The following is a 19,649-nucleotide window of genomic DNA, read 5'->3' as shown; positions in this document are numbered from 1 at the left end:
ATTCGCCGGTTTTCCGTCACCGGCCTCTGGAGGAATAGGATGCGTAGCCTGGTTTTGCTGCTGGCCGTTTTGGCGCTTGGCGGCTGTATGACTGTCAGCGATATGGCCGAAGGCACTCGCTATCAGATGAGCGACGCAGGCTTGCTGGATCACAGCGACAGCCGCCGCGTGAACAACTTCCGCATTCAGCCGGACTCGTTCATCTACATCGCCCAAGGCGCGTTCGCACCGCCGGGTGGTTCTTACCCGCGCCCGAATGTGGTGGCTGAAGAAGCTTTCAAAGGTTTCGTCGAATATTTTCCTATGGTTCGCCGCGCCCGCGCTCCCGAGGGACTCGATCAGGCGATGGGCGAAGCTCGCGATGCCGGTGCGCACTATCTGCTGTACACGCGTTTCGCCAAGGCTGACGACCGCATCGGCAACTCCGATGAGTGGCTCGATGAAGAAGCGGTGGATCGCCTCGGCATCGACGGCGGCGTGATTCAGATCATGTTGATCGAGACCAGCACCCAGTATTTGATTGATACTGCACGGATCAAGAGTCGTGGCGGTTTACTGACGTTCCACGACAGCAAGCCCGAAGACCTGATCGGCCCGCCGCTGGCACAGTACGCGCGCAGCCTGTTGGGAGTCGGCGACCAATAATTCAAGGAGAACGCCATGAGTGGCCCGCAAAAAGCCAATGACCTGTTGGGACAGATCCCGAAAACCAAAGGCTTGCCGCCGGTGCACTTGTGGAACCCGGACTTCTGCGGCGACATCGACATGCGCATCGCCCGCGACGGCACTTGGTATTACCTGGGCACGCCGATCGGGCGCAAGCCGATGGTCAAGCTGTTCTCGACGATCATGCGCCGCGATGGCGATGACTATTTCCTGATCACCCCGGTCGAGAAGGTCGGGATCAAGGTCGATGATGCGCCGTTTGTGGCGATTGCGGTTGAGGTTGAAGGCGAGGGGGAGGCGCAGTTGTTGCGCTTCACCACCAACGTCGATGAAACCGCCGAGGCCGGGCCTGAGCATCCGATCCGTGTCGAGATTGATCCGACGACGCAGGAGCCTGCGCCTTACGTGCATGTGCGCACCAATCTTGAAGCGCTGATTCATCGCAATGTGTTCTACCAACTGGTGGAACTGGCGGTGAGCCGCGAAATCGACGGGCAGCGTTGGCTTGGCGTGTGGAGCGGCGGCGAGTTCTTCCGCATCGGCCTAGAACCCTGAGACACACATCCCCCCTGTAGGAGTGAGCCTGCTCGCGATAGCGGTGGATCAGTCAATCCTTGTGGTGACTGACACTCCGCAATCGCGAGCAGGCTCACTCCTACAGAGGATTGTCGTTGACAGTTAATCGTATGATGATTAGCTTGAGCACCCATCGCGATCCGCTTTGAGGTGTTCATGTCCAGCAGCTTTCACGCATCCACGGTCGACTGGCTGGGCAGCTGGATCGCCGCTGGCCAGGTCAAACCCGGGCAGACCATCAAGGTCGAGGCCGATCTGGGCGAGCAACTCGGCGTCAGCCGCACGGTCATCCGCGAAGCGATCAAAACCCTCGTCGCCAAAGGCATGCTCGAAGTCGGGCCGAAGGTCGGCACCCGCGTGCTGCCGGTACGGCGCTGGAATCTGTTTGATCCACAAGTGGTCGGTTGGCTGTCGCGCAACGGCTTGCCGGAAAACTTCGTCGATGACTTGCTCGACCTGCGCCGCACCATCGAACCCATGGCCGTGCGCTGGGCTTGCGAGCGGGCGACCCTGGAACAGATCGAAGCGGTGCAACTGGCCTATAACGCCCTTGAGCGTGCGGTCGACAGCGGCATCGATTACAACCGCGCCGATCAGGTCTTCCACGAATGCATTCTCGCCGCCAGCCATAACCAATTCATTGAACAAATGGTCCCGGCGCTCGGCGCGTTGCTCGCTGTGTCGTTTGAAGTTTCTGCGGCCGACCCGGATGAACTGCGCCGCACTTTGCCGATCCACAAAGACATGGCCGACGCCATCGCCGCCCGCGATTCCGCGCGCGGCGTGTGGGCGTGCATGACCCTGATCGACAACGCCGACCTGGCGATCAAACGCTTTTACCCGAAAGTCATGGCCGACAAAAAAGCCAGTTGAATACACCGAAATCCCCTGTAGGAGTGAGCCTGCTCGCGATAGCGTCGTATCAGGCAAAGCAGATTTGACTGATCCACCGCGATCGCGAGCAGGCTCACTCCTACAGAAAATCACAAGAACAATGGAGACCGTTATATGCCGTGGACCGCCCTGACCCAACACCGCGCCCAGCTCGGTGAAGGCCCGTTCTGGGACGCGCCGACCCAGGCGTTGTACTGGGTCGACATTGCCGGCAAACAGGCCCTGCGTCTGATCGGCCAGAACGTGCAGATCTGGCAAATGCCCGAGCATGTCTCCGCGTTCATCCCCTGCGCCAGCGGCGATGCACTGGTGACGCTGAGCAGCGGCGTCTATCGCCTCGATCTCGACTCGCCCGGTCTCGAACCGCGCCTGACGCTATTCTGCGTCGCCGATCCGCAACCCGGCAATCGCCCCAACGAAGCGCGCTGCGATGGCCAGGGTCGTTTGTGGCTCGGCACTATGCAAAACAACATCGGCGAGCAGGGCGAAGACCTGCCGATCACCCGTCGTTCCGGTGGCCTGTTTCGGATCGATCCGGATAAACGCGTCACCCCCTTACTGCGTAATCTGGGAATTCCCAACACGCTGCTGTGGAGCGATGACGGCACCACACTGCTGTTCGGCGACAGTCTCGACAGCACGCTCCATCGCTATTTCATCCACACCGACGGCAATCTCGATGTTGCACAAGTCTGGTACGGCCCCGATCAGCAGGGTGGCCCGGACGGCTCGGCAATGGACGCCGAAGGCTACATCTGGAATGCCCGTTGGGACGGCAGTTGCCTGCTGCGATTAACGCCTGAAGGCAACGTCGATCGCAAAATTGATCTGCCTGTCAGTCGCCCGACCAGTTGTGTGTTCGGTGGGGAAGACCTGAAAACCCTGTTCATCACCAGCGCCAAAAGCCCGCACAACCACCCGCTGGATGGCGCGGTGCTGTCGATGCGTGTGGAGGTTGCAGGAAAACTCTGTACGCGCTTTGCGGATTAAATCCCAAAATATGGGATGCAAAATTATATATTGAGATTATTTGGCGGTCGGGTTTATAGTCGGCTGCAGCAGTAACACGCACTCACACTTAAAAAGAACAAAACAGGTGAAGTGATGCAGCGAATGTCTATCGCACTCCCGTGTGGAGTCCGCGTCTCGCAACGGCCCGAAGCCGTCGGCCGCGCCTGCCTGTTTCGTTCAAATCGCCTTCCAGACCGGACATCGGTAGATGCCCGGTTTTTTTGCGCCTGCGAAACAGGAGTCCTGATCCATGGCTGAACCCCTTTCCCTGCCGTCGGTGCCCGCGCCGCCGAAGGGCGAGCGTCTGAAAAACAAGGTCGTGCTGCTGACCGGTGCTGCGCAAGGCATCGGGGAAGCCATTGTTGCGGCGTTCGCCTCACAGCAAGCGAAACTGGTCATCAGTGATATCCAGGCCGAGAAGGTCGAACAGGTTGCTGCGCACTGGCGTGAACAGGGCTTTGATGTGCAGGCGCTGAAGGCAGATGTCTCGCGTCAGCACGATCTGCACGCCATGGCCAAACGCGCCGTTGAGCTGCACGGGCGCATCGACGTGCTGGTCAATTGCGCCGGGGTCAACGTGTTCTGCGATCCTTTGCAAATGACGGAAGAAGACTGGCATCGCTGCTTCGCCATCGATCTGGACGGTGCGTGGTTCGGCTGCAAAGCGGTGTTGCCGCAGATGATCGAGCAGGGCGTCGGCAGCATCATCAACATCGCCTCGACCCATTCCAGCCACATCATTCCCGGCTGCTTCCCATACCCGGTGGCCAAACACGGTTTGCTCGGTCTGACTCGCGCACTCGGCATCGAATACGCGGCGAAAGGCATTCGCGTCAACGCCATCGCGCCGGGCTATATCGAAACGCAACTGAACGTCGATTACTGGAACGGTTTCGCCGACCCGCACGCCGAACGTCAACGCGCCTTCGATCTGCACCCGCCGAAACGCATCGGTCAGCCACTCGAAGTGGCGATGACTGCGGTTTTTCTGGCCAGTGATGAAGCGCCATTCATCAATGCTTCATGCATCACCATCGATGGTGGGCGCTCGGTGATGTACCACGACTGAGCGCAGTGGCTTTCACGCGGATAAATCCGTTTGCAATCCAATCATCATACGATATGACTATTGTCAGAAGATTTTGCAGGAACACGCTTTAACGCTTTTCAAACATTGCTCAAAAAAAATAACAAGGAGTCAGCTTATGAAACGTCGTTTCGGGATTCGTACCCTGTGCAGTACCGCCCTGGCGGTCACCGCGTTCAGCCTGAGCAGTGCGCTGCTCGCTGCCGACACCGTGAAAATCGGTTTCCTGGTCAAGCAGGCGGAAGAGCCGTGGTTCCAGACCGAGTGGGCTTTCGCCGAGAAAGCCGCCAAGGACAAGGGCTTCGAACTGATCAAGATCGCCGTGCCGGACGGCGAGAAAACCCTCTCGGCCATCGACAGCCTCGCCGCCAATGGCGCCAAGGGCTTTGTAATCTGCCCGCCGGATGTCTCGCTCGGCCCGGCGATCATGGCCAAAGCCAAACTCAACGACCTTAAGGTGATTGCCGTCGACGACCGCTTCGTCGACGCCAACGGCAAATTCATGGAAGACGTGCCGTACCTCGGCATGGCCGCGTTCGAAGTCGGCCAGAAGCAGGGTAACGCCATGGTCGCCGAGGCGAAAAAACGCAACTGGGACTGGAAAGACACCTACGCGGTGGTCAACACCTACAACGAACTCGACACCGGCAAGAAACGCACCGACGGCTCGGTGAAATCCCTCGAAGACGCCGGCATGCCGAAAGACCACATCCTCTTCGCCGCGCTGAAAACCCTCGACGTACCGGGCAGCATGGACGCCACCAACTCGGCGTTGGTGAAGCTGCCAAGCGCGGCGAAAAACCTGATCATCGGCGGCATGAACGACAACACCGTGCTTGGCGGCGTGCGCGCCACCGAAGCTGCCGGTTTTGCCGCGGCCAACGTGATCGGTATCGGCATCAACGGCACCGACGCCATCGGCGAATTGAAAAAGCCCAACAGCGGTTTCTTCGGTTCGATGCTGCCAAGCCCGCACATCGAAGGCTACAAGACCGCCGAGATGATGTACGAGTGGGTGACCACCGGCAAAGAGCCGCCGAAGTACACCGCGATGGACGACGTCACCCTGATCACCCGCGAGAACTTCAAACAAGAGCTGGAAAAAATCGGCCTGTGGAACTGATGCCGCGACGGCCCGGGCAGCCGGGCCGTTTTTCGGTGTGAAGAGGTGGCTTTATGCACGCGCAAGTACAAACACAACAACACAGCGCCAGCGGCAGCCTGCGCTTCAACGGGATCGGCAAAACCTTTCCCGGGGTGAAGGCGCTGGACGCTATCAGCTTCGTCGCGCATCCGGGGCAGGTTCATGCCTTGATGGGCGAGAACGGCGCCGGCAAATCGACTCTGCTGAAAATCCTCGGCGGCGCTTACATCCCGAGCAGCGGCGAGTTGCAGATCGGCGAGCAGACCATGGCGTTCAAGTCGACGGCTGACAGCATCGGCAGCGGCGTCGCGGTGATTCACCAGGAGCTGCATCTGGTGCCGGAAATGACCGTCGCCGAAAACCTGTTCCTCGGCCATTTACCGGCCAGTTTCGGTTTGATCAATCGCGGTGCGTTACGCCAGCAAGCGTTGAATTGCCTGAAAGGCCTGGCCGACGAAATCGATCCGCAGACCAAGGTCGGGCGCTTGTCGCTCGGCCAGCGACAACTGGTGGAAATCGCCAAAGCCCTGTCGCGCGGCGCGCATGTGATCGCCTTCGACGAACCGACCAGCAGTCTTTCGGCCCGTGAGATCGACCGCTTGATGGCGATCATTGGCCGCCTGCGCGACGAGGGCAAAGTCGTGCTCTACGTCTCCCATCGCATGGAAGAAGTGTTCCGCATCTGCGACGCGGTCACAGTGTTCAAGGACGGTCGTTACGTGCGCACGTTCGAGGACATGAGCCAGTTGAGCCACGATCAACTGGTGACCTGCATGGTCGGGCGCGACATTCAGGACATCTACGATTATCGCCATCGTCCACGCGGCGCCGTCGCGCTGAAGGTCGCCGGCCTGCTCGGCCCGGGTCTGCGCGAGCCGATCAGTTTCGAGGCGCACAAAGGTGAAATTCTTGGCCTGTTCGGACTGGTCGGGGCAGGGCGCACCGAGCTGTTTCGTTTACTCAGCGGGCTCGAACGTCACACGGCCGGGCGTCTCGAATTGCGCGGTCATGAATTGAAACTGCGCTCACCGCGCGACGCGATTGCGGCGGGGATTCTGCTGTGTCCGGAAGATCGCAAGAAGGAAGGCATCATCCCGCTGGCCAGCGTCGCCGAGAACATCAACATCAGTGCACGCGGTGCCCATTCAGGGCTCGGCTGCCTGATTCGCGGTTTGTGGGAAAAGGGTAACGCCGACAAACAGATCAAAGCCCTGAAAGTGAAAACCCCGCACGCCGGCCAGCAGATCAAATTCCTTTCCGGCGGTAATCAGCAGAAGGCCATTCTCGGTCGTTGGTTGTCGATGCCGATGAAAGTTTTGCTGCTCGATGAGCCGACACGCGGCATCGACATCGGTGCGAAAGCGGAGATCTACCAGATCATCCATAACCTCGCCGCCGACGGCATTTCGGTGATCGTGGTGTCCAGCGACCTGATGGAAGTGATGGGTATTTCCGACCGCATTCTGGTGCTCTGCGAAGGCGCCCTGCGCGGCGAAATCAGCCGCGACCAGGCCAATGAATCCAACCTGCTGCAACTGGCTTTGCCGCGCCACCGCGCTGACGGCGTGGCGAACTGAGAGGTGACTATGATGACAACCCAAAACGAAACCCTGCCCAAAGAGCGCAAACCGCTGGACATGCGCCGCTTCCTCGACGACTGGGTCATGCTGCTGGCGGCCGTGGGCATTTTTGTCGCCTGCACCTTGCTGATCGACAACTTCCTTTCGCCGCTGAACATGCGCGGTCTGGGCCTGGCGATTTCTACCACCGGGATTGCCGCGTGCACGATGTTGTACTGCCTGGCGTCGGGGCATTTCGACTTGTCGGTGGGCTCGGTGATTGCCTGCGCTGGCGTGGTCGCGGCGGTGGTGATGCGTGACACCAACAGCGTATTTCTCGGTGTCAGTGCGGCGTTGGTCATGGGCCTGATTGTCGGGTTGATCAACGGGATTGTGATTGCCAAGTTGCGGGTCAATGCGTTGATCACCACGTTGGCGACCATGCAGATTGTTCGCGGTCTGGCTTACATCTTTGCCAACGGCAAGGCGGTGGGCGTGTCGCAGGAATCGTTCTTCGTGTTTGGTAACGGCCAATTGTTTGGTGTGCCGGTGCCGATTCTGATCACCATCGTTTGCTTTCTGTTTTTTGGCTGGCTGCTGAATTACACCACCTACGGGCGCAACACCATGGCCATTGGTGGTAACCAGGAAGCGGCGTTGCTGGCGGGTGTGAACGTTGATCGGACCAAGATCATTATCTTTGCCGTGCATGGGGTGATTGGTGCGCTGGCGGGGGTGATTCTGGCGTCGAGGATGACGTCGGGGCAGCCGATGATTGGCCAGGGTTTCGAGCTGACGGTGATCTCGGCTTGCGTGCTGGGTGGGGTGTCGTTGAGTGGCGGGATCGGCATGATCCGGCATGTGATTGCCGGGGTGTTGATTTTGGCGATCATTGAGAATGCGATGAACCTGAAGAATATTGATACCTTCTACCAATACGTTATCCGTGGTTCGATCCTGCTGTTGGCCGTCGTGATTGACCGTCTGAAGCAGCGCTAAGATCAAGAGCCCCTCACCCCAGCCCTCTCCCGGAGGGAGAGGGGGCCGACCGAGGTGTCTGGCGTGATACATCGACCTGAAAGATTGTGTCGATTATGGATTCAGCAAGGCACTTTCAGGTCGACGAACCTCCTGAGCATCCCCCATTCAGTCCCCTCTCCCTCCGGGAGCGGGCTAGGGTGAGGGGCTTTTGATTCTCCCGCCTTTCGTCACTCTCCCTAAATATCCCTTGCCCGCCCAAGCTTGTTTCGGGTATCAATTTGTACATGATTAGACAGGTACGATTTGACAAGAAACAACGGGTGGTCGACGAACTCGTCCGGCGCATCGAAAGCGGCCTCATGGAGGACGGCTTTCTGTTGCCTGGCGAGCATCAGTTGGCTGAAGAATTCAAAGTCAGCCGAGGCACGCTGCGCGAAGCGCTGGCCGAACTGAAACGGCGTAACTACATCGCCACGCAAAGCGGTGTCGGTTCCATCGTCACTTTCGACGGTGTCGCCCTCGACCAGCGCAGCGGCTGGGCGCAGGCCTTGGCCGACAGCGGGGCGATGATCAATACCGAAGTGTTGCGTCTGGAAGCCGTGACCCGGCCAGACCTGCTGTCGCGATTCGGCACTGACCAATTCATCACTCTCGACCGTCGTCGCCGTTCCAACGAAGGCACGCTGGTCTCCCTCGAACGCTCGTTGATGCCAGCCACCGGCGGCCTGGAAAGCCTGCCGCGCGTTGGTCTGATCGACAATTCCCTGACCATTACGTTGGCCGCCTACGGTTACATCGGCGAACGCGGCGATCAATGGATCGGCGCCGAACCGTTGAATGCCGAAGACGCCGCACTGCTTGGCCGCCCTGAGGGCACGGTGTTCCTCAAAGCCCTGCGCACCACTTACGACCGCCAGAACCGTTTCATGGAGCTGGTTGAAAGCCTGCTCGACCCGGTGCATTTCCGTCTGCACCTGCAATTTGGAGAATCGAAATGACCGCGCTCAACCGTGCCCTCGGCGCTTTCTATGGCCTGGCCCTCGGTGATGCGCTGGGCATGCCGACGCAATCGCTGAACCGCGAAACGATCAAGACCCGCTTCGGCCAGATCACTGATCTGCAGGACGCCGGCCCCTTGCAGCCGATCGCCGCGAACATGCCCAAAGGCTCGATCACCGACGACACCGAACAGGCGATTCTGGTCGGCGAGTTGCTGGTCGAAGGCAAGGGCCGCATTGAGCCGGCGATCCTCGCGCAACGTTTGATCGAATGGGAAGCCGAAATGCAGGCCAAAGGCTCGCAGGACTTGCTCGGGCCGTCGACCAAACGCGCGATCGAAATGATCCTTGCCGGCCATTCGCCGGAAGAAGCCGGGCGCTACGGCACCACCAACGGCGCGGCGATGCGCATTACGCCGGTGGGGATTGCGGCGGATGTTGTCGACCCTCAACGCTTTATTGCGGCGGTGGTGCAGGCTTGCCAGGTCACCCACAACACCACGCTGGGGATTTCCAGTGCGGCAGCAGTGGCGGCGGTGGTGTCTGCTGGCATCAATGGCATGGACCTGGGCGAGGCGTTGAACCTCGGTCAGCAAATCGCTCAGCAAGCCGAGGCGCACGGGCACTGGGTCGCCGGTGGGCGTATTGCCTCGCGCATCAGTTGGGCGCGCACCATCAGTGTCGATAGCGACAAGGCTTTACTGGCGGATCTGCTCTACGACGTGATCGGCACTTCGGTGGCCTCACAGGAATCGGTGGTGGTTTCGTTTGCACTGGCACAGCAAGTGGCGGTCGGTGAGATGAGCGCGTTTGATGCGCTGTGCATGGCCGCCAGCCTTGGTGGTGACACGGACACCATTGCGGCGATTCTCGGCGCGATGTTGGGGGCCTGCCTGGGTCTTGAGAGTTGGCCTGCCGAGATGATCGAGACGGTTAAGGCCGTTAATCATCTGGAGCTTGAGCCGTTGGTGCAGGGGCTGTTGGCTTTGCGCTGATTGGGCTGACGTCTTCGCGAGCAGGCTCGCTCCCACATGGATTACACGGTACCTGTGGGAGCGAGCCTGCTCGCGATGGCCGCACCGCATATTCGAATATTTAACCCGCAATGGATCGCGCAGACAGGCCGAGGATGGCCGCGATGTCTTGTCGTTTTGCATCATTGCCACAACCACAAAAAAGGCAAACAGGAGCACCTTCATGAGTTCATCAAACGCCGGGCAAAGCGCCGGGCAACTGGAAACCCGCGGCATCGAACCGGTGCCGGAGGCCGAGTGCAACGGTCATCCGCTGCAACTGTTCTGGGTCTGGTTCGCCGCCAACATTTCCATACTCGGTCTGCCATTAGGTGCCACGCTGGTCGCATTTCGCGGGCTGGCGATCTGGCAGGCGATCATCGTCGCGATCATCGGCGCTGCCGGCTCGTTCGCGGTGGTCGGGATCATCTCGATTGCCGGTCGCCGTGGCCGCGCGCCGAGCCTGACCTTGTCACGAGCGATCTTCGGCGTGCGCGGCAATATCGGCCCGACGCTGGTCTCGCTGATGTCGCGTCTCGGTTGGGAAACGGTCAACACCACCACCGCTGCATTCGTGCTGCTGTCGCTGTGCTCGATCCTGTTCGGCTCCCCGGTCGAAGCGAAAAGCGCACCGGTATTGACGCTGATCTTCATCGCGATTTTCGTTCTGCTGACCTTGTCAGTATCCGGCCTCGGTCACGCGACGTTGTTGGTCATCCAGAAGTGGGCGACCTACGTGTTCGGCGCGCTGAACATTCTCGTTGGCGGCTTCCTCTGCGCGACCATCGACTGGAGCGCAGTGTTCAACGCGACACCGGCGCCGATGAGCGCAATGATCATCGGTATCGGCACCATGGCCGCCGGCACCGGCATCGGCTGGGCCAACGCTGGCGCCGACATGTCGCGCTATCAGCATCGCAGCGTCAAGGCTGTGCGTCTGGTCGCGTCTGCTGCGTTTGGTGCGGGCATTCCGCTGGTGCTGCTGATCACTCTTGGCGGTCTGCTGTCGGTGGGCAACAACGACCTGGCCTCGGCGACTGACCCGATCGTGGCAATTCGCGACATGCTGCCAACCTGGATGGCGGTGCCGTACCTGATCACCGCATTCGGTGGCTTGCTGCTGTCGAACAACCTGTCGGTGTATTCCGCTGGTTTGACCACGCTGACCCTCGGCCTCAAGGTCAAGCGCGTCTACGCGGTGGTGGTCGATATCGTCGCTATCTTCGCCGGCTCGATCTACTTCATGCTGATCGCCGACAGCTTCTACGGTCCGTTCATTACCTTCATTTCCCTGCTTGCCGTGCCGATCACCGCATGGGTCGGGATCTTTGTCGTCGACCTGATTCATCGTCACTACTACAGCCCGAAGGACCTGCTCGACGTCAGCCCGAGCAGTGCTTACTGGTATCGCGGCGGTATCGAGTGGCGTGCGTTTGGTGCATGGGCGATTGCCATTGTCCTCGGCTTCAGTTTCACCACCATCGGCACCACTGCCGAGAACGTCTGGTTCAAGGGCTTCCTGTCCGACTCGTGGCTGGGCCACAACGGCCTCGGCTGGATCGTGACCTTCGTCGTCGCTGGTGGGATTTACTTTGTACTGGGCGGGGCGAAAGATCGCCGCGCCGCGCAAACCGAGAATGCTCATGCCTAAGATGTTGCACACCGGCCAGGTCATCATCGACCTGGTCATGGCCGTGGATAAACTGCCGCAGATTGGCGGTGACGTGCTGGCGCAGTCGGCCGGTTTCGAAGCGGGCGGCGGTTTCAACGTGATGGCGGCGGCGGTGCGTAACGGCCTGCCGGTGGTGTATCTCGGTCGCCATGGCAGTGGGCGTTTCGGCGATCTCGCGCGTCAGGCGATGAATGCCGAGGGAATTCACATCGGCATCACCGAACCCGCACCGAAAGACACCGGTTTGTGTGTCGCACTGACCGATGCGTCCGCCGAGCGCAGTTTCATTTCCTACATCGGCGCTGAAGGTGAAGTGACTGAGGCGGATCTGAACAGCGTGCCGGCCGAGGCGGGCGATTACGTTTATCTCAGCGGCTACAGCCTGCTCCACGAAGGCAAGGCCCAAGCGTTGCTCGACTGGACGTTGGCGCTACCGGACTCGATCAATGTTGTGTTCGATCCGGGCCCGTTGGTGGAGTCGCCGGACTCGCCGCTGATGAAAGCGTTGCTGCCGCGCATTGATGTCTGGACCAGCAACAGTGTTGAAGCGCTGCGCTTTACCGGTGCTGAAGACATTGGCGCGGCGCTGGATCGTCTCGCTGAACATCTGCCCGGCGATGTACTGATGGTGGTGCGTGACGGCCCGCAAGGGTGTTGGATTCATCAGGTCGGCGAGCGTCGGCATGTGCCGGGGTTTGCCGTGAAAGCCGTGGACAGCAATGGCGCGGGTGATGCCCATGCCGGGGTGTTTGTTGCCGGGTTGGCGCAGGGTTTGTCAGCGCATGAAGCAGCGCGGCGGGCGAATGCGGCAGCGGCGTTGGCGGTGACATGCTGGGGGCCGGCGACATCGCCGGGAGCGGCTGAAGTGGAAGTGTTTATCCGCGAATCTAGCGGCGAATGATCTACCGCTTTCGCGAGCAGGCTCGCTCCCACATTGAAATGCATTCCAATGTGGGAGCGACGGTGCGACGATTCGACCTGCTCGCGAAAGGACCATTAGTTTCAACACAAAATTCAATGCTGGATACCGCTCGCCGCATCGGCAGCGAGCGGCCTCAGGACTACTGCAGATCCAGCTTGCGCGCCGCCTCAACGCCAGCGGCACTGAGCTTGATCGGCAGGTTCAACGAATGTTCGCCAGCCTCGTTGCAGGTCACATGCCCGTGGTGAATCAGTCCACGATCCTGCAAAGCGGCGAGGGCGCTGGCCACGACTTTCTCGCCCCGGTAATTGTCCAGCACCTCCTTGCCCAGTCCACTTGGGTGGGCGTGCAGCAGGCGTGTGAGGACTTCTTTTTCCAGGTTTTTATCGACGTTCATGGTTACCTCTTCATTGGGTTGAACAGGACCCTCGCGTCGGCGAACTACTGACCGGATCCTTCGGAACCGGAGCCACCAGTGGTGGTTTTGGAGCCGACGCCGGGGCCCGCGTTGTCTGGCGTGGCGGGGGCGTCGGGAGTGTTCATGCCGCCCTGACGACCCGGGTCACTGCCCTGCGTGCGCGGGTCGGTCCCGGTGGCGGGAGGCTGATTGATCAGGGGCACGCCAGAGCCATCGGTGTTCATTCCGGGGGCACTGTTGATGGCGGGCGCGCGTGGTGGGGTCGGATCGGTAGGGCCGGTGCCCGCAGCGGTGGCGGATGCGGCGAAAACCGCAGGGCAGAGCAGGGCGCTGAATACGAAAGCGGTCAACCTTGACGGGATCATAGGGCGTCTCCAGTGATTGGAATCCTTACCTGTCGTTGGTCTGCCCGGTGAGCGGATTGGTGCCTGATCAGCGACGAACGGTCTAGATTGCCTGCGCCGCTTTCAGACTGATCCGGCGCCAGAGCAAGCGGCCAACGGTAATCAGCCAGTTGGCCAACGCGACGATCAATACGGTCAAAAGCAGCGTGCTCATGCCGTGCTCTACGATGATCTTCCCGGCCAGAAACGGGAAGCCGAACACGCCGATGAAGTAGGCAAGACTGAACAGCAACAAGGCCTGCGACGTGGTGCCGGCCGGTGCTTCGTTGGCCGCCAGTCCGTTGATCACCGAATAGGTCAGGCCATAACCGACGCCGAGCATCACCGCTGCCAGCAGATAACTGAAGCCGCTGTGCACGCCGAACGCGAACAGCACAATCGAAGCCAGCATCAGTCCCGATAGCAGGCACGATGCGCGCAATGGATCACGCTTGACGACATAGCCGGCGATCAGCATCCGACTGCTGATTGCCGCACTCATGAAACCGAGAAAGAACAACGAATAATCCAGCGAGCGCGCCGCCGCGTAACTGGTCTGAAAACTCGACAGACCGCCGAATACGCAGCCGCCGAGGCCGACCATGATGATCGCAAACAGCGCTCGCGAACCGAGCACTTGAGTGGTCGCTTGCCAGGTGATTCTCGCGGCAGACGTGGCTTGTGTGCTTTTCAATCGAGCACCGAGATGCCAGAACAGCAGCACACCGATCAGGCTTGCCAGCGCCGCCAGATAAAACGCCGAGGTCACTGGCAACCCCAAGGCACTGGCTGCACGCCCGAGTAATGGGCCGCTGCCAATGCCGGTCATCATGCTGCCCGAGAGCAGCGCGAAGTACTTGGCCCGCTGCGCCGGCGTCACCAGACTGGCGACGATGATCGGCCCCAGGGTGTAGAAAACACCCCAGCCCAATCCCAGTAACAAACCGTAAAACAACAACAGATGACCAAACCCCGGCGTCAGCGCAAAGCCCAGACTCGCCGCGACCAGCAACAGCCCGAACAGTGCAATCGAGCGCGCCGCGCCGAGCCAGTCCGACAGATGCCCGGACATCAGCACCGCAACAAACGTACTGAGCATCGCCGCCGAAATCACACTGCCGGCATCGTGCTCATTGCCGCCGCGAGAGCCGATCAACAACGACAGCAAAAACGTCGAACCATAGGACAGCGAAAGCAGATAACTGGCGAGACAGAACAGGCCGAACAGCTTGCCTGACACGGGGGTTGGGGCTTGGGACATGACGCGGTTCCTTGACCGGAAAAATCAGCGTCGTCTGTTTAACATGTCGGGCCGGCGGCTTAGGTCTGAGCTTGGCGAAGTCAGGATCACTGCACGCCGGAGTAATGCTCAAGCGATGCCGATCTCCTCCTTGAATTGCTCCATGAAACCCTTCAGACGATGATGACGGACCTGCGCCAGACGCTGGCCGGCGGCAGTCTGGAAACCGTCGGCGAGGTGCAGCAGTTTGGTCTGAAAATGATCGAGGCAAAACCGCTTGTCGTCGTAGTCGCGCTGTTTCGCTTCGGGATCCTGCGGGTCGTACAGCGCCGAGCCCATGCGCCCGGCGATGTAGAACGTACGGGCGACGCCGAGCATGCCCAGCGAGTCGAGGCGGTCGGCGTCCTGGACGATTTTCGCTTCGAGGGTGCGCGGAGTGATGTTGGCGGAGAAGCTGTGGGCTTCGATGGCGTGGGCGACGGCCGTGATTTTTTCTTCGGGCCAGTTCAGATCGGCCAGCACTGACGAAGCTTTATCTGCCGCCAGCCGCGAAGCCTGCGAACGCAGCGGTGAATTCTTCTCGACGGACACGCAATCGTGCAAGAGCACGGCGGCCAACAGCACCTCAAGATCTCCACTTTCTTCTTCATGCAACGTACGCACGTTGTGCCAGACGCGCTGCAAGTGGGCGAGGTCGTGGGCGCCGTCGTCGGACGGCTCCAATGCATGCGGCAGCAACTCTGCTGCCAGTGCCTCCACGGGTGTAAAAAACTCACGGTTCATAAGCATCCTTTCAGATTGTCGAAGTCCCCTGTGTGGGAGCGAGCCTGCTCGCGAATGCTGTCTGTCAATCAACAATGCAGGTGACTGAAAGGATGCTTTCGCGAGCAAGCCCCCACAGGGAACTGCAATGTTTGCAACAGTGCGCAGGGTAGTGTGTGTTTTGCCATGTGACGAGCGCCGCGCACGGCCTTAGTATGGCGTTTTCCTTTTCCGACAAGGCCCGTCCATGACGATCGAAATCCGCCCGGCGACCCCCAGCGATGCCCCGCAAATCCTCGCCTTCATCACTGAACTTGCCGATTTCGAAAAGGCCCGCCACGAAGTCATCGCCAGCGTTGCCGACATCGAACGCAGCCTGTTCGGCGAAGGCGCCACCGCACACGGTTTGATCTGCCTGCGCGATGGTCTGCCGATCGGTTTCGCCGTGTTCTTCTTCAGCTACTCGACCTGGCTGGGCAGCAACTGCCTGTACCTCGAGGACCTCTACATCACCCCGGAGCAACGCGGCGGCGGTGCCGGCAAAACCCTGCTGCGTCACCTGGCAAAAATCGCCTGCGACAACGACTGCGGCCGCTTCGAATGGAGCGTGCTGGACTGGAACACCCCGGCGATCGAATTCTACAAATCCCTCGGCGCGCAACCGCAGGAAGAGTGGGTGCGCTACCGCATGGATGGCCAGGTCCTGCGTGAGTTTGCCGAGGGCTGATCACAATGATGGCGATCCGGCAGTAATTCGATTGTCGCCAGCGCTCTAGTCCGGCATCCTACGCGCCATTTTTGCGCGCTCACGGACGACACCTGCAATGCCTCTGGCACAACTTCTCCACGCCCGTGGAGCCTTCGCCGCGTCAACGAGTGACCGGCGATGAGCGGACTACGGGCGACAATGCGTCTGTACGGCCTGGTGAAAAACTCAGGCTCGAGCGACAACCCCCAACGTCAACCGGTCGATATTCTCTGTACGACGAACAGCACGGGCGGCACTGCCATTCGTGCGTTCGTGTCGCGCCTCGATGCCGAGTTGATGACGCGCAGTGCCGGACTCGCCGATTACCGCGTGATACCGCTGCGCACCTTCGATCCGACGGCGTTTATCGACGCCCATCAAGGCTGGCTGACGCTGCACATCTGTTGTGGTTTCGTCGCCCCTGCCGGGCATTCGCTGCTCAAGGACGGCGGGTTGATGCCGATGGGCTGGTACGTCTATTCCGAGATCGGCCAGTGGACGGCCCAGCATCATCTCGACCTCGGCGCACAAATGGCCGAACTGCTGCAATCGACTTACGAGCGCAATCAACTGCGCCACTACAACGCCTGGCTCAACGAACTCGACGACGCCTCGCCGGCCGAACTGGCCTGGCAAACCGACGAAGCCTGGCGACACCTGCAAACCGCCGCATCACCCGACAGCCGTGAGCATTGCCACGCCCTGTTCGACCCCGTCGACAACCGCTGGCGCTTCGCCGCGACCGACATCGATATTCATCAGCCGCACCCGGAACCCCTGAAGCAAGGAGCTTTGAATTGAGTGGTAAACCCGCTGCACGCGTCACCGACCCGACCGCCTGCCCATTGCCAGGCCATGGCACCAACCCGATTGCCTCCGGCTCGCCCGACGTCTTCTTCGACGGCCTCGCCGCCGCGCGCATGACCGATAAATCGGCGTGCGGCAGTCCGATTACCGGAGCCGTTTCCGGCACGGTATTCATCAATGGCCTGAATGCCGCAACGCTCGACAGCACTGGCGGGCACGGCAATGTCGTGGTCGGTGGTTCAGGGACGGTGATTATCGGCCAAAGTGGCGGCGGGGCGGCGTTTAGCGGATTGCTGCCGATGCCGGTGCATTTCAATGATCGGATGCAGATTGTTGATGAAAACAGCGGTGAACCGCTTTCCTATATTGCCTACGTCATCGAACGGGCAGATGGAACGCTGGAACGAGGCGTCACTGATGCCAAGGGTCATACCCACACGGTCAGTTCGCACCTCAAAGAAACCATCAAACTGTACGTGGAGTAATACCGATGGGAGCTCAATCCGGAGCCGTTCAAGGATGCATCGGGAGACTGGTCGCCAGTCATGAGTTGACGACAAAAGAGGATCAGACGGTCAAACCGGTGACGCTTGCCAGAGAGGTTGTGGCTTTTTTCATTGGCGGTGCTGGCGATTCGGAAAGTTACTACGGAGACGGGCCTAGCAACTACACCTTGCGGGCCATGGAAGCTTTGCAGGTCCGTTTGGGCTCGAGCTATGGCGGCAAATTCCAACCCTATTACATGGGATACAACGATGTAAAAGGGGAGGCCGACCTCGAAGAGTTTGTATTCTCCAAGCTGCCTCACAAGTCCGCACATGTCTACATTGTGGGTCATAGTCTGGGCGGGTGGAACGGCGCGCATTTGTCGCAGATTCTCACCGATAAAGGTTATATCGTGAAAATGCTCGTTACTCTGGATCCTGTGGGGGAAGGTGTGATGGTGGCGTTGATTTCGGATATTTACTGGTCGGAGCCAACGCCCAAGGCTGAAACCTGGATCAACGTTCGGGCAGAGCCTGACGAGATGGATCGAACCGACGTAGTCGCTTGGGTGGGGGGCAAGTGGGATATCGAATCCGGTCCCGATGTTATGGGGATCGTCAAATTCAACCATTACTCGGCCTTGAGATTGTATGAGTCCCGCCTGGAGTGCGGGCAGTCGGCATTGGATTTGTCGGCGAGTTCAATTGCTGGTTACTTGAGGGAAGGTGCATGAGATGGGTATTGCTGATCGCTGTGTCGTTATTGTGCGTTGCCTGCGCAAAGTCTCATGACATCACCCCCGCGTCATTGGGCTATGAATCGATTACGCCGCGCTCGAATAGCGTTTTTTTTGAGGTCAATTTCAATTCGGATGTGGAACTGCTGGAGATTTTCTGGCGGGAAAAGAAAGCGAACAGCTTTGATCAGGTGTTTGTTTGTGCCTTGGGTGATGACACGGACTTTTCCATTGAACATACGATATCGAAAGCAGCAATGGGTTTGGTCAGAGAAAACAAGGAGCATTTGAACAAGGCCGGATTCGGATATACCGCGAGCATTGCTTTCAAGGACGTTGGTGAAAAGAAAAGGACCTCGAAGTACTTGAGTCGTGACGCCATAAAAGGCTTGTTGAAAGACAAGCAGATGATTCCGTGCAAAGTGGTGGTTACGGCAACGGGTTATAAGGCGTATTACACCAAATCACTGTTCATCCCCGTTGCAGATGTCTTTTCTGCCCTGTCGGACTACGACAGTTTTCGATGACGTGCCCAGCAGTTGATTTTTGGAGTGGTAATGGCAAGGTTGCTTTTGGTTTTTTTGTTTGCGTTGTGTTCCTCTTGCATGCACTTGGATGTTCCCCCCGCAAGGCTTGAATTTGTCTCGATCAATCACGAGATGTCTTCCTCTTACGACCTGCGTTTCACCTCCGACCGAAACCTCATTGACCTGTATGAGGATCATGGGCGACGAGGGCAGATTGGTACCTGGATCCATTGCTCGTTGAATGGCGATGCGGATTTTTCCATCGAACATAAAATCGTCCTGGAGGCCTCGGGAATCGTCAGCGGCATGCGCTTGATCGAAGGCGATCGTCGCTATGAGATGTTCGCGAATATCAGTGTCGAGAATCACGCCGTCAATGACGGCCGTAACCACATTAGACCGGTTGAGTTGGTGCAGATCCTCAAGCCGCAGGAATACATTCCGTGCAAGGTGGTGATCACCGCGTTCCCGTTCGTGGCGTATTACTCGAAAGTCATGTACATGCCCACGTCGCGGTTCATTGCTGCAATAGAAAATCCCCGCGTGGCGCCCGCGCGTATTTCGCTTGAACAGTCCGACCGACCGAGGTCGTTGCTGCCTTTTGCCTCAGTGTGCATCGTGCGCTGGCGCTATGACCTGGCGCTGGGATATGACCAGATTGACAGCCTCGGACTCTGTAGCGACGTGCCCTATGCCGGCATGTTGGCTTCGTTTGCACCGAACAACACGAAGCTGAAGGTTGTTTCAGGTTCAGAGGAAAACCCGGCGCCCTTCGCGGCGTACACCATTATTCGCGCTGACGGACGCCGGGAGCCTGGAATAACTGACGACAAGGGCCGCACACATGAGGTGGGATCCAGCGAGTACGAAACAGTGAGGATCCTGATCAACAATAATCTGGATGTCGTTCAGCGTTGGACAAAATGGACTGATTCTGTCCCGGAATATGGGATGTAAAATTACATATTGAGATTTAGCGCCTGAGAGGTCTATAGTCCATCGCACTCACTGCCAAAAAC

22 protein-coding genes are annotated in these 19,649 nt (G+C 59.2%); 18 read left to right on the top strand and 4 right to left on the bottom strand.

The features are described from left to right. Positions 1-39: 39 nt before the first annotated feature. The 12 genes from QOM10_RS21435 to QOM10_RS21380 all read left to right on the top strand — a co-directional run bounded on the left by QOM10_RS21435 (position 40) and on the right by QOM10_RS21380 (position 12,502). Positions 40-645 (top strand): DUF4823 domain-containing protein, encoded by a 606-nt coding sequence (locus QOM10_RS21435; RefSeq protein ID WP_007908280.1) that lies wholly within the window; start codon positions 40-42, stop codon positions 643-645. Positions 646-660: 15 nt separating this feature from the next. Next, positions 661-1,221, top strand: a complete 561-nt coding sequence (locus QOM10_RS21430) for a DUF1285 domain-containing protein (protein WP_053122580.1) — start codon at positions 661-663, stop codon at positions 1,219-1,221. 177 nt (positions 1,222-1,398) lie between these two features. Then, positions 1,399-2,115 carry a FadR/GntR family transcriptional regulator gene (locus QOM10_RS21425; RefSeq protein WP_127929329.1) on the top strand — a complete coding sequence of 239 codons (717 nt, stop codon included), beginning with the start codon at positions 1,399-1,401 and terminating at the stop codon, positions 2,113-2,115. 135 nt (positions 2,116-2,250) lie between these two features. Then, positions 2,251-3,126 (top strand): SMP-30/gluconolactonase/LRE family protein, encoded by an 876-nt coding sequence (locus tag QOM10_RS21420; RefSeq protein WP_127929328.1) that lies wholly within the window; start codon positions 2,251-2,253, stop codon positions 3,124-3,126. Positions 3,127-3,397: 271 nt separating this feature from the next. Then, a complete protein-coding gene (locus QOM10_RS21415) occupies positions 3,398-4,216 on the top strand; it encodes an SDR family oxidoreductase (protein WP_127929327.1) in 819 nt (272 codons plus the stop codon). A gap of 136 nt (positions 4,217-4,352) precedes the next feature. Then, positions 4,353-5,357, top strand: coding sequence for a substrate-binding domain-containing protein (locus QOM10_RS21410; protein WP_064120360.1), 1,005 nt, complete (start codon positions 4,353-4,355; stop codon positions 5,355-5,357). A 53-nt stretch (positions 5,358-5,410) separates the two neighbouring features. After that, positions 5,411-6,955 (top strand): L-arabinose ABC transporter ATP-binding protein AraG, encoded by a 1,545-nt coding sequence (gene araG / locus QOM10_RS21405; protein WP_127929326.1) that lies wholly within the window; start codon positions 5,411-5,413, stop codon positions 6,953-6,955. Between the two features lie 12 nt (positions 6,956-6,967). Next, positions 6,968-7,936 carry an L-arabinose ABC transporter permease AraH gene (araH, locus tag QOM10_RS21400; RefSeq protein WP_026000669.1) on the top strand — a complete coding sequence of 323 codons (969 nt, stop codon included), beginning with the start codon at positions 6,968-6,970 and terminating at the stop codon, positions 7,934-7,936. A gap of 266 nt (positions 7,937-8,202) precedes the next feature. Next, complete coding sequence (locus QOM10_RS21395) at positions 8,203-8,916, top strand: GntR family transcriptional regulator (protein ID WP_127929325.1); 714 nt, start codon at positions 8,203-8,205, stop codon at positions 8,914-8,916. After that, positions 8,913-9,911: an ADP-ribosylglycohydrolase family protein gene (locus QOM10_RS21390; RefSeq protein WP_316916909.1), complete on the top strand. Its 999-nt coding sequence runs from the start codon at positions 8,913-8,915 to the stop codon at positions 9,909-9,911. Before QOM10_RS21395 ends, QOM10_RS21390 begins: the two co-directional genes overlap by 4 nt. Before the next feature lie 202 nt (positions 9,912-10,113). Next, entirely contained in the window at positions 10,114-11,580 is a 1,467-nt protein-coding gene (locus tag QOM10_RS21385; RefSeq protein ID WP_016986011.1) for a purine-cytosine permease family protein, read from the top strand. Then, positions 11,573-12,502 carry a PfkB family carbohydrate kinase gene (locus QOM10_RS21380; RefSeq protein WP_316916908.1) on the top strand — a complete coding sequence of 310 codons (930 nt, stop codon included), beginning with the start codon at positions 11,573-11,575 and terminating at the stop codon, positions 12,500-12,502. Before QOM10_RS21385 ends, QOM10_RS21380 begins: the two co-directional genes overlap by 8 nt. A gap of 160 nt (positions 12,503-12,662) precedes the next feature. Here the strand turns inward: QOM10_RS21380 and QOM10_RS21375 are convergent, their stop codons facing one another. The 4 genes from QOM10_RS21375 to QOM10_RS21360 form a co-directional block, all read right to left on the bottom strand. Further along, positions 12,663-12,920: a hypothetical protein gene (locus QOM10_RS21375; RefSeq protein WP_016986009.1), complete on the bottom strand. Its 258-nt coding sequence runs from the start codon at positions 12,918-12,920 to the stop codon at positions 12,663-12,665. Between the two features lie 44 nt (positions 12,921-12,964). Continuing rightward, entirely contained in the window at positions 12,965-13,306 is a 342-nt protein-coding gene (locus QOM10_RS21370) for a hypothetical protein (protein WP_007908306.1), read from the bottom strand. Positions 13,307-13,388: 82 nt separating this feature from the next. Continuing rightward, a complete protein-coding gene (locus tag QOM10_RS21365; RefSeq protein ID WP_316916907.1) occupies positions 13,389-14,585 on the bottom strand; it encodes an MFS transporter in 1,197 nt (398 codons plus the stop codon). A gap of 108 nt (positions 14,586-14,693) precedes the next feature. Beyond that, a complete protein-coding gene (locus QOM10_RS21360; RefSeq protein ID WP_316916906.1) occupies positions 14,694-15,347 on the bottom strand; it encodes an HD domain-containing protein in 654 nt (217 codons plus the stop codon). Between the two features lie 226 nt (positions 15,348-15,573). Between QOM10_RS21360 and QOM10_RS21355 the strand changes: the two genes are divergently transcribed. The 6 genes from QOM10_RS21355 (at position 15,574) to QOM10_RS21330 (ending at position 19,587) form a co-directional block, all read left to right on the top strand. After that, entirely contained in the window at positions 15,574-16,053 is a 480-nt protein-coding gene (locus tag QOM10_RS21355) for a GNAT family N-acetyltransferase (RefSeq protein ID WP_007908312.1), read from the top strand. Positions 16,054-16,212: 159 nt separating this feature from the next. Then, entirely contained in the window at positions 16,213-16,875 is a 663-nt protein-coding gene (locus tag QOM10_RS21350) for a hypothetical protein (protein ID WP_150775193.1), read from the top strand. Then, entirely contained in the window at positions 16,872-17,366 is a 495-nt protein-coding gene (locus QOM10_RS21345; RefSeq protein ID WP_150750649.1) for a PAAR domain-containing protein, read from the top strand. Before QOM10_RS21350 ends, QOM10_RS21345 begins: the two co-directional genes overlap by 4 nt. 5 nt (positions 17,367-17,371) lie before the next feature. Beyond that, positions 17,372-18,100 carry an alpha/beta hydrolase gene (locus tag QOM10_RS21340; protein WP_127929318.1) on the top strand — a complete coding sequence of 243 codons (729 nt, stop codon included), beginning with the start codon at positions 17,372-17,374 and terminating at the stop codon, positions 18,098-18,100. Next, on the top strand, positions 18,097-18,630 hold the full coding sequence (locus QOM10_RS21335) for a hypothetical protein (protein WP_127929317.1): 534 nt from the start codon (positions 18,097-18,099) through the stop codon (positions 18,628-18,630). The genes QOM10_RS21340 and QOM10_RS21335 overlap by 4 nt, the downstream gene beginning before the upstream one ends. Before the next feature lie 30 nt (positions 18,631-18,660). Next, the gene (locus QOM10_RS21330; RefSeq protein ID WP_316916905.1) at positions 18,661-19,587 is read left to right on the top strand and encodes a hypothetical protein; all 927 of its coding nucleotides are present in this window, start codon (positions 18,661-18,663) and stop codon (positions 19,585-19,587) included. The last annotated feature ends 62 nt before the right edge of the window (positions 19,588-19,649 follow it).

Source organism: Pseudomonas sp. P108, assembly GCF_032613195.1.
In the GTDB taxonomy this organism is placed as follows: Bacteria; Pseudomonadota; Gammaproteobacteria; order Pseudomonadales; family Pseudomonadaceae; genus Aquipseudomonas.
This window is presented reverse-complemented; position numbering and strand designations above follow the sequence as displayed.

Coding starts and splice junctions, on each gene's coding strand:
- QOM10_RS21435 (WP_007908280.1), top strand. CDS start 40: ATGCGTAGCCTGGTTTTGCTGCTGGCCGTTTTGGCGCTTGGCGGCTGT.
- QOM10_RS21430 (WP_053122580.1), top strand. CDS start 661: ATGAGTGGCCCGCAAAAAGCCAATGACCTGTTGGGACAGATCCCGAAA.
- QOM10_RS21425 (WP_127929329.1), top strand. CDS start 1,399: ATGTCCAGCAGCTTTCACGCATCCACGGTCGACTGGCTGGGCAGCTGG.
- QOM10_RS21420 (WP_127929328.1), top strand. CDS start 2,251: ATGCCGTGGACCGCCCTGACCCAACACCGCGCCCAGCTCGGTGAAGGC.
- QOM10_RS21415 (WP_127929327.1), top strand. CDS start 3,398: ATGGCTGAACCCCTTTCCCTGCCGTCGGTGCCCGCGCCGCCGAAGGGC.
- QOM10_RS21410 (WP_064120360.1), top strand. CDS start 4,353: ATGAAACGTCGTTTCGGGATTCGTACCCTGTGCAGTACCGCCCTGGCG.
- araG (WP_127929326.1), top strand. CDS start 5,411: ATGCACGCGCAAGTACAAACACAACAACACAGCGCCAGCGGCAGCCTG.
- araH (WP_026000669.1), top strand. CDS start 6,968: ATGACAACCCAAAACGAAACCCTGCCCAAAGAGCGCAAACCGCTGGAC.
- QOM10_RS21395 (WP_127929325.1), top strand. CDS start 8,203: ATGATTAGACAGGTACGATTTGACAAGAAACAACGGGTGGTCGACGAA.
- QOM10_RS21390 (WP_316916909.1), top strand. CDS start 8,913: ATGACCGCGCTCAACCGTGCCCTCGGCGCTTTCTATGGCCTGGCCCTC.
- QOM10_RS21385 (WP_016986011.1), top strand. CDS start 10,114: ATGAGTTCATCAAACGCCGGGCAAAGCGCCGGGCAACTGGAAACCCGC.
- QOM10_RS21380 (WP_316916908.1), top strand. CDS start 11,573: ATGCCTAAGATGTTGCACACCGGCCAGGTCATCATCGACCTGGTCATG.
- QOM10_RS21375 (WP_016986009.1), bottom strand. CDS start 12,920: ATGAACGTCGATAAAAACCTGGAAAAAGAAGTCCTCACACGCCTGCTG.
- QOM10_RS21370 (WP_007908306.1), bottom strand. CDS start 13,306: ATGATCCCGTCAAGGTTGACCGCTTTCGTATTCAGCGCCCTGCTCTGC.
- QOM10_RS21365 (WP_316916907.1), bottom strand. CDS start 14,585: ATGTCCCAAGCCCCAACCCCCGTGTCAGGCAAGCTGTTCGGCCTGTTC.
- QOM10_RS21360 (WP_316916906.1), bottom strand. CDS start 15,347: ATGAACCGTGAGTTTTTTACACCCGTGGAGGCACTGGCAGCAGAGTTG.
- QOM10_RS21355 (WP_007908312.1), top strand. CDS start 15,574: ATGACGATCGAAATCCGCCCGGCGACCCCCAGCGATGCCCCGCAAATC.
- QOM10_RS21350 (WP_150775193.1), top strand. CDS start 16,213: ATGAGCGGACTACGGGCGACAATGCGTCTGTACGGCCTGGTGAAAAAC.
- QOM10_RS21340 (WP_127929318.1), top strand. CDS start 17,372: ATGGGAGCTCAATCCGGAGCCGTTCAAGGATGCATCGGGAGACTGGTC.
- QOM10_RS21335 (WP_127929317.1), top strand. CDS start 18,097: ATGAGATGGGTATTGCTGATCGCTGTGTCGTTATTGTGCGTTGCCTGC.
- QOM10_RS21330 (WP_316916905.1), top strand. CDS start 18,661: ATGGCAAGGTTGCTTTTGGTTTTTTTGTTTGCGTTGTGTTCCTCTTGC.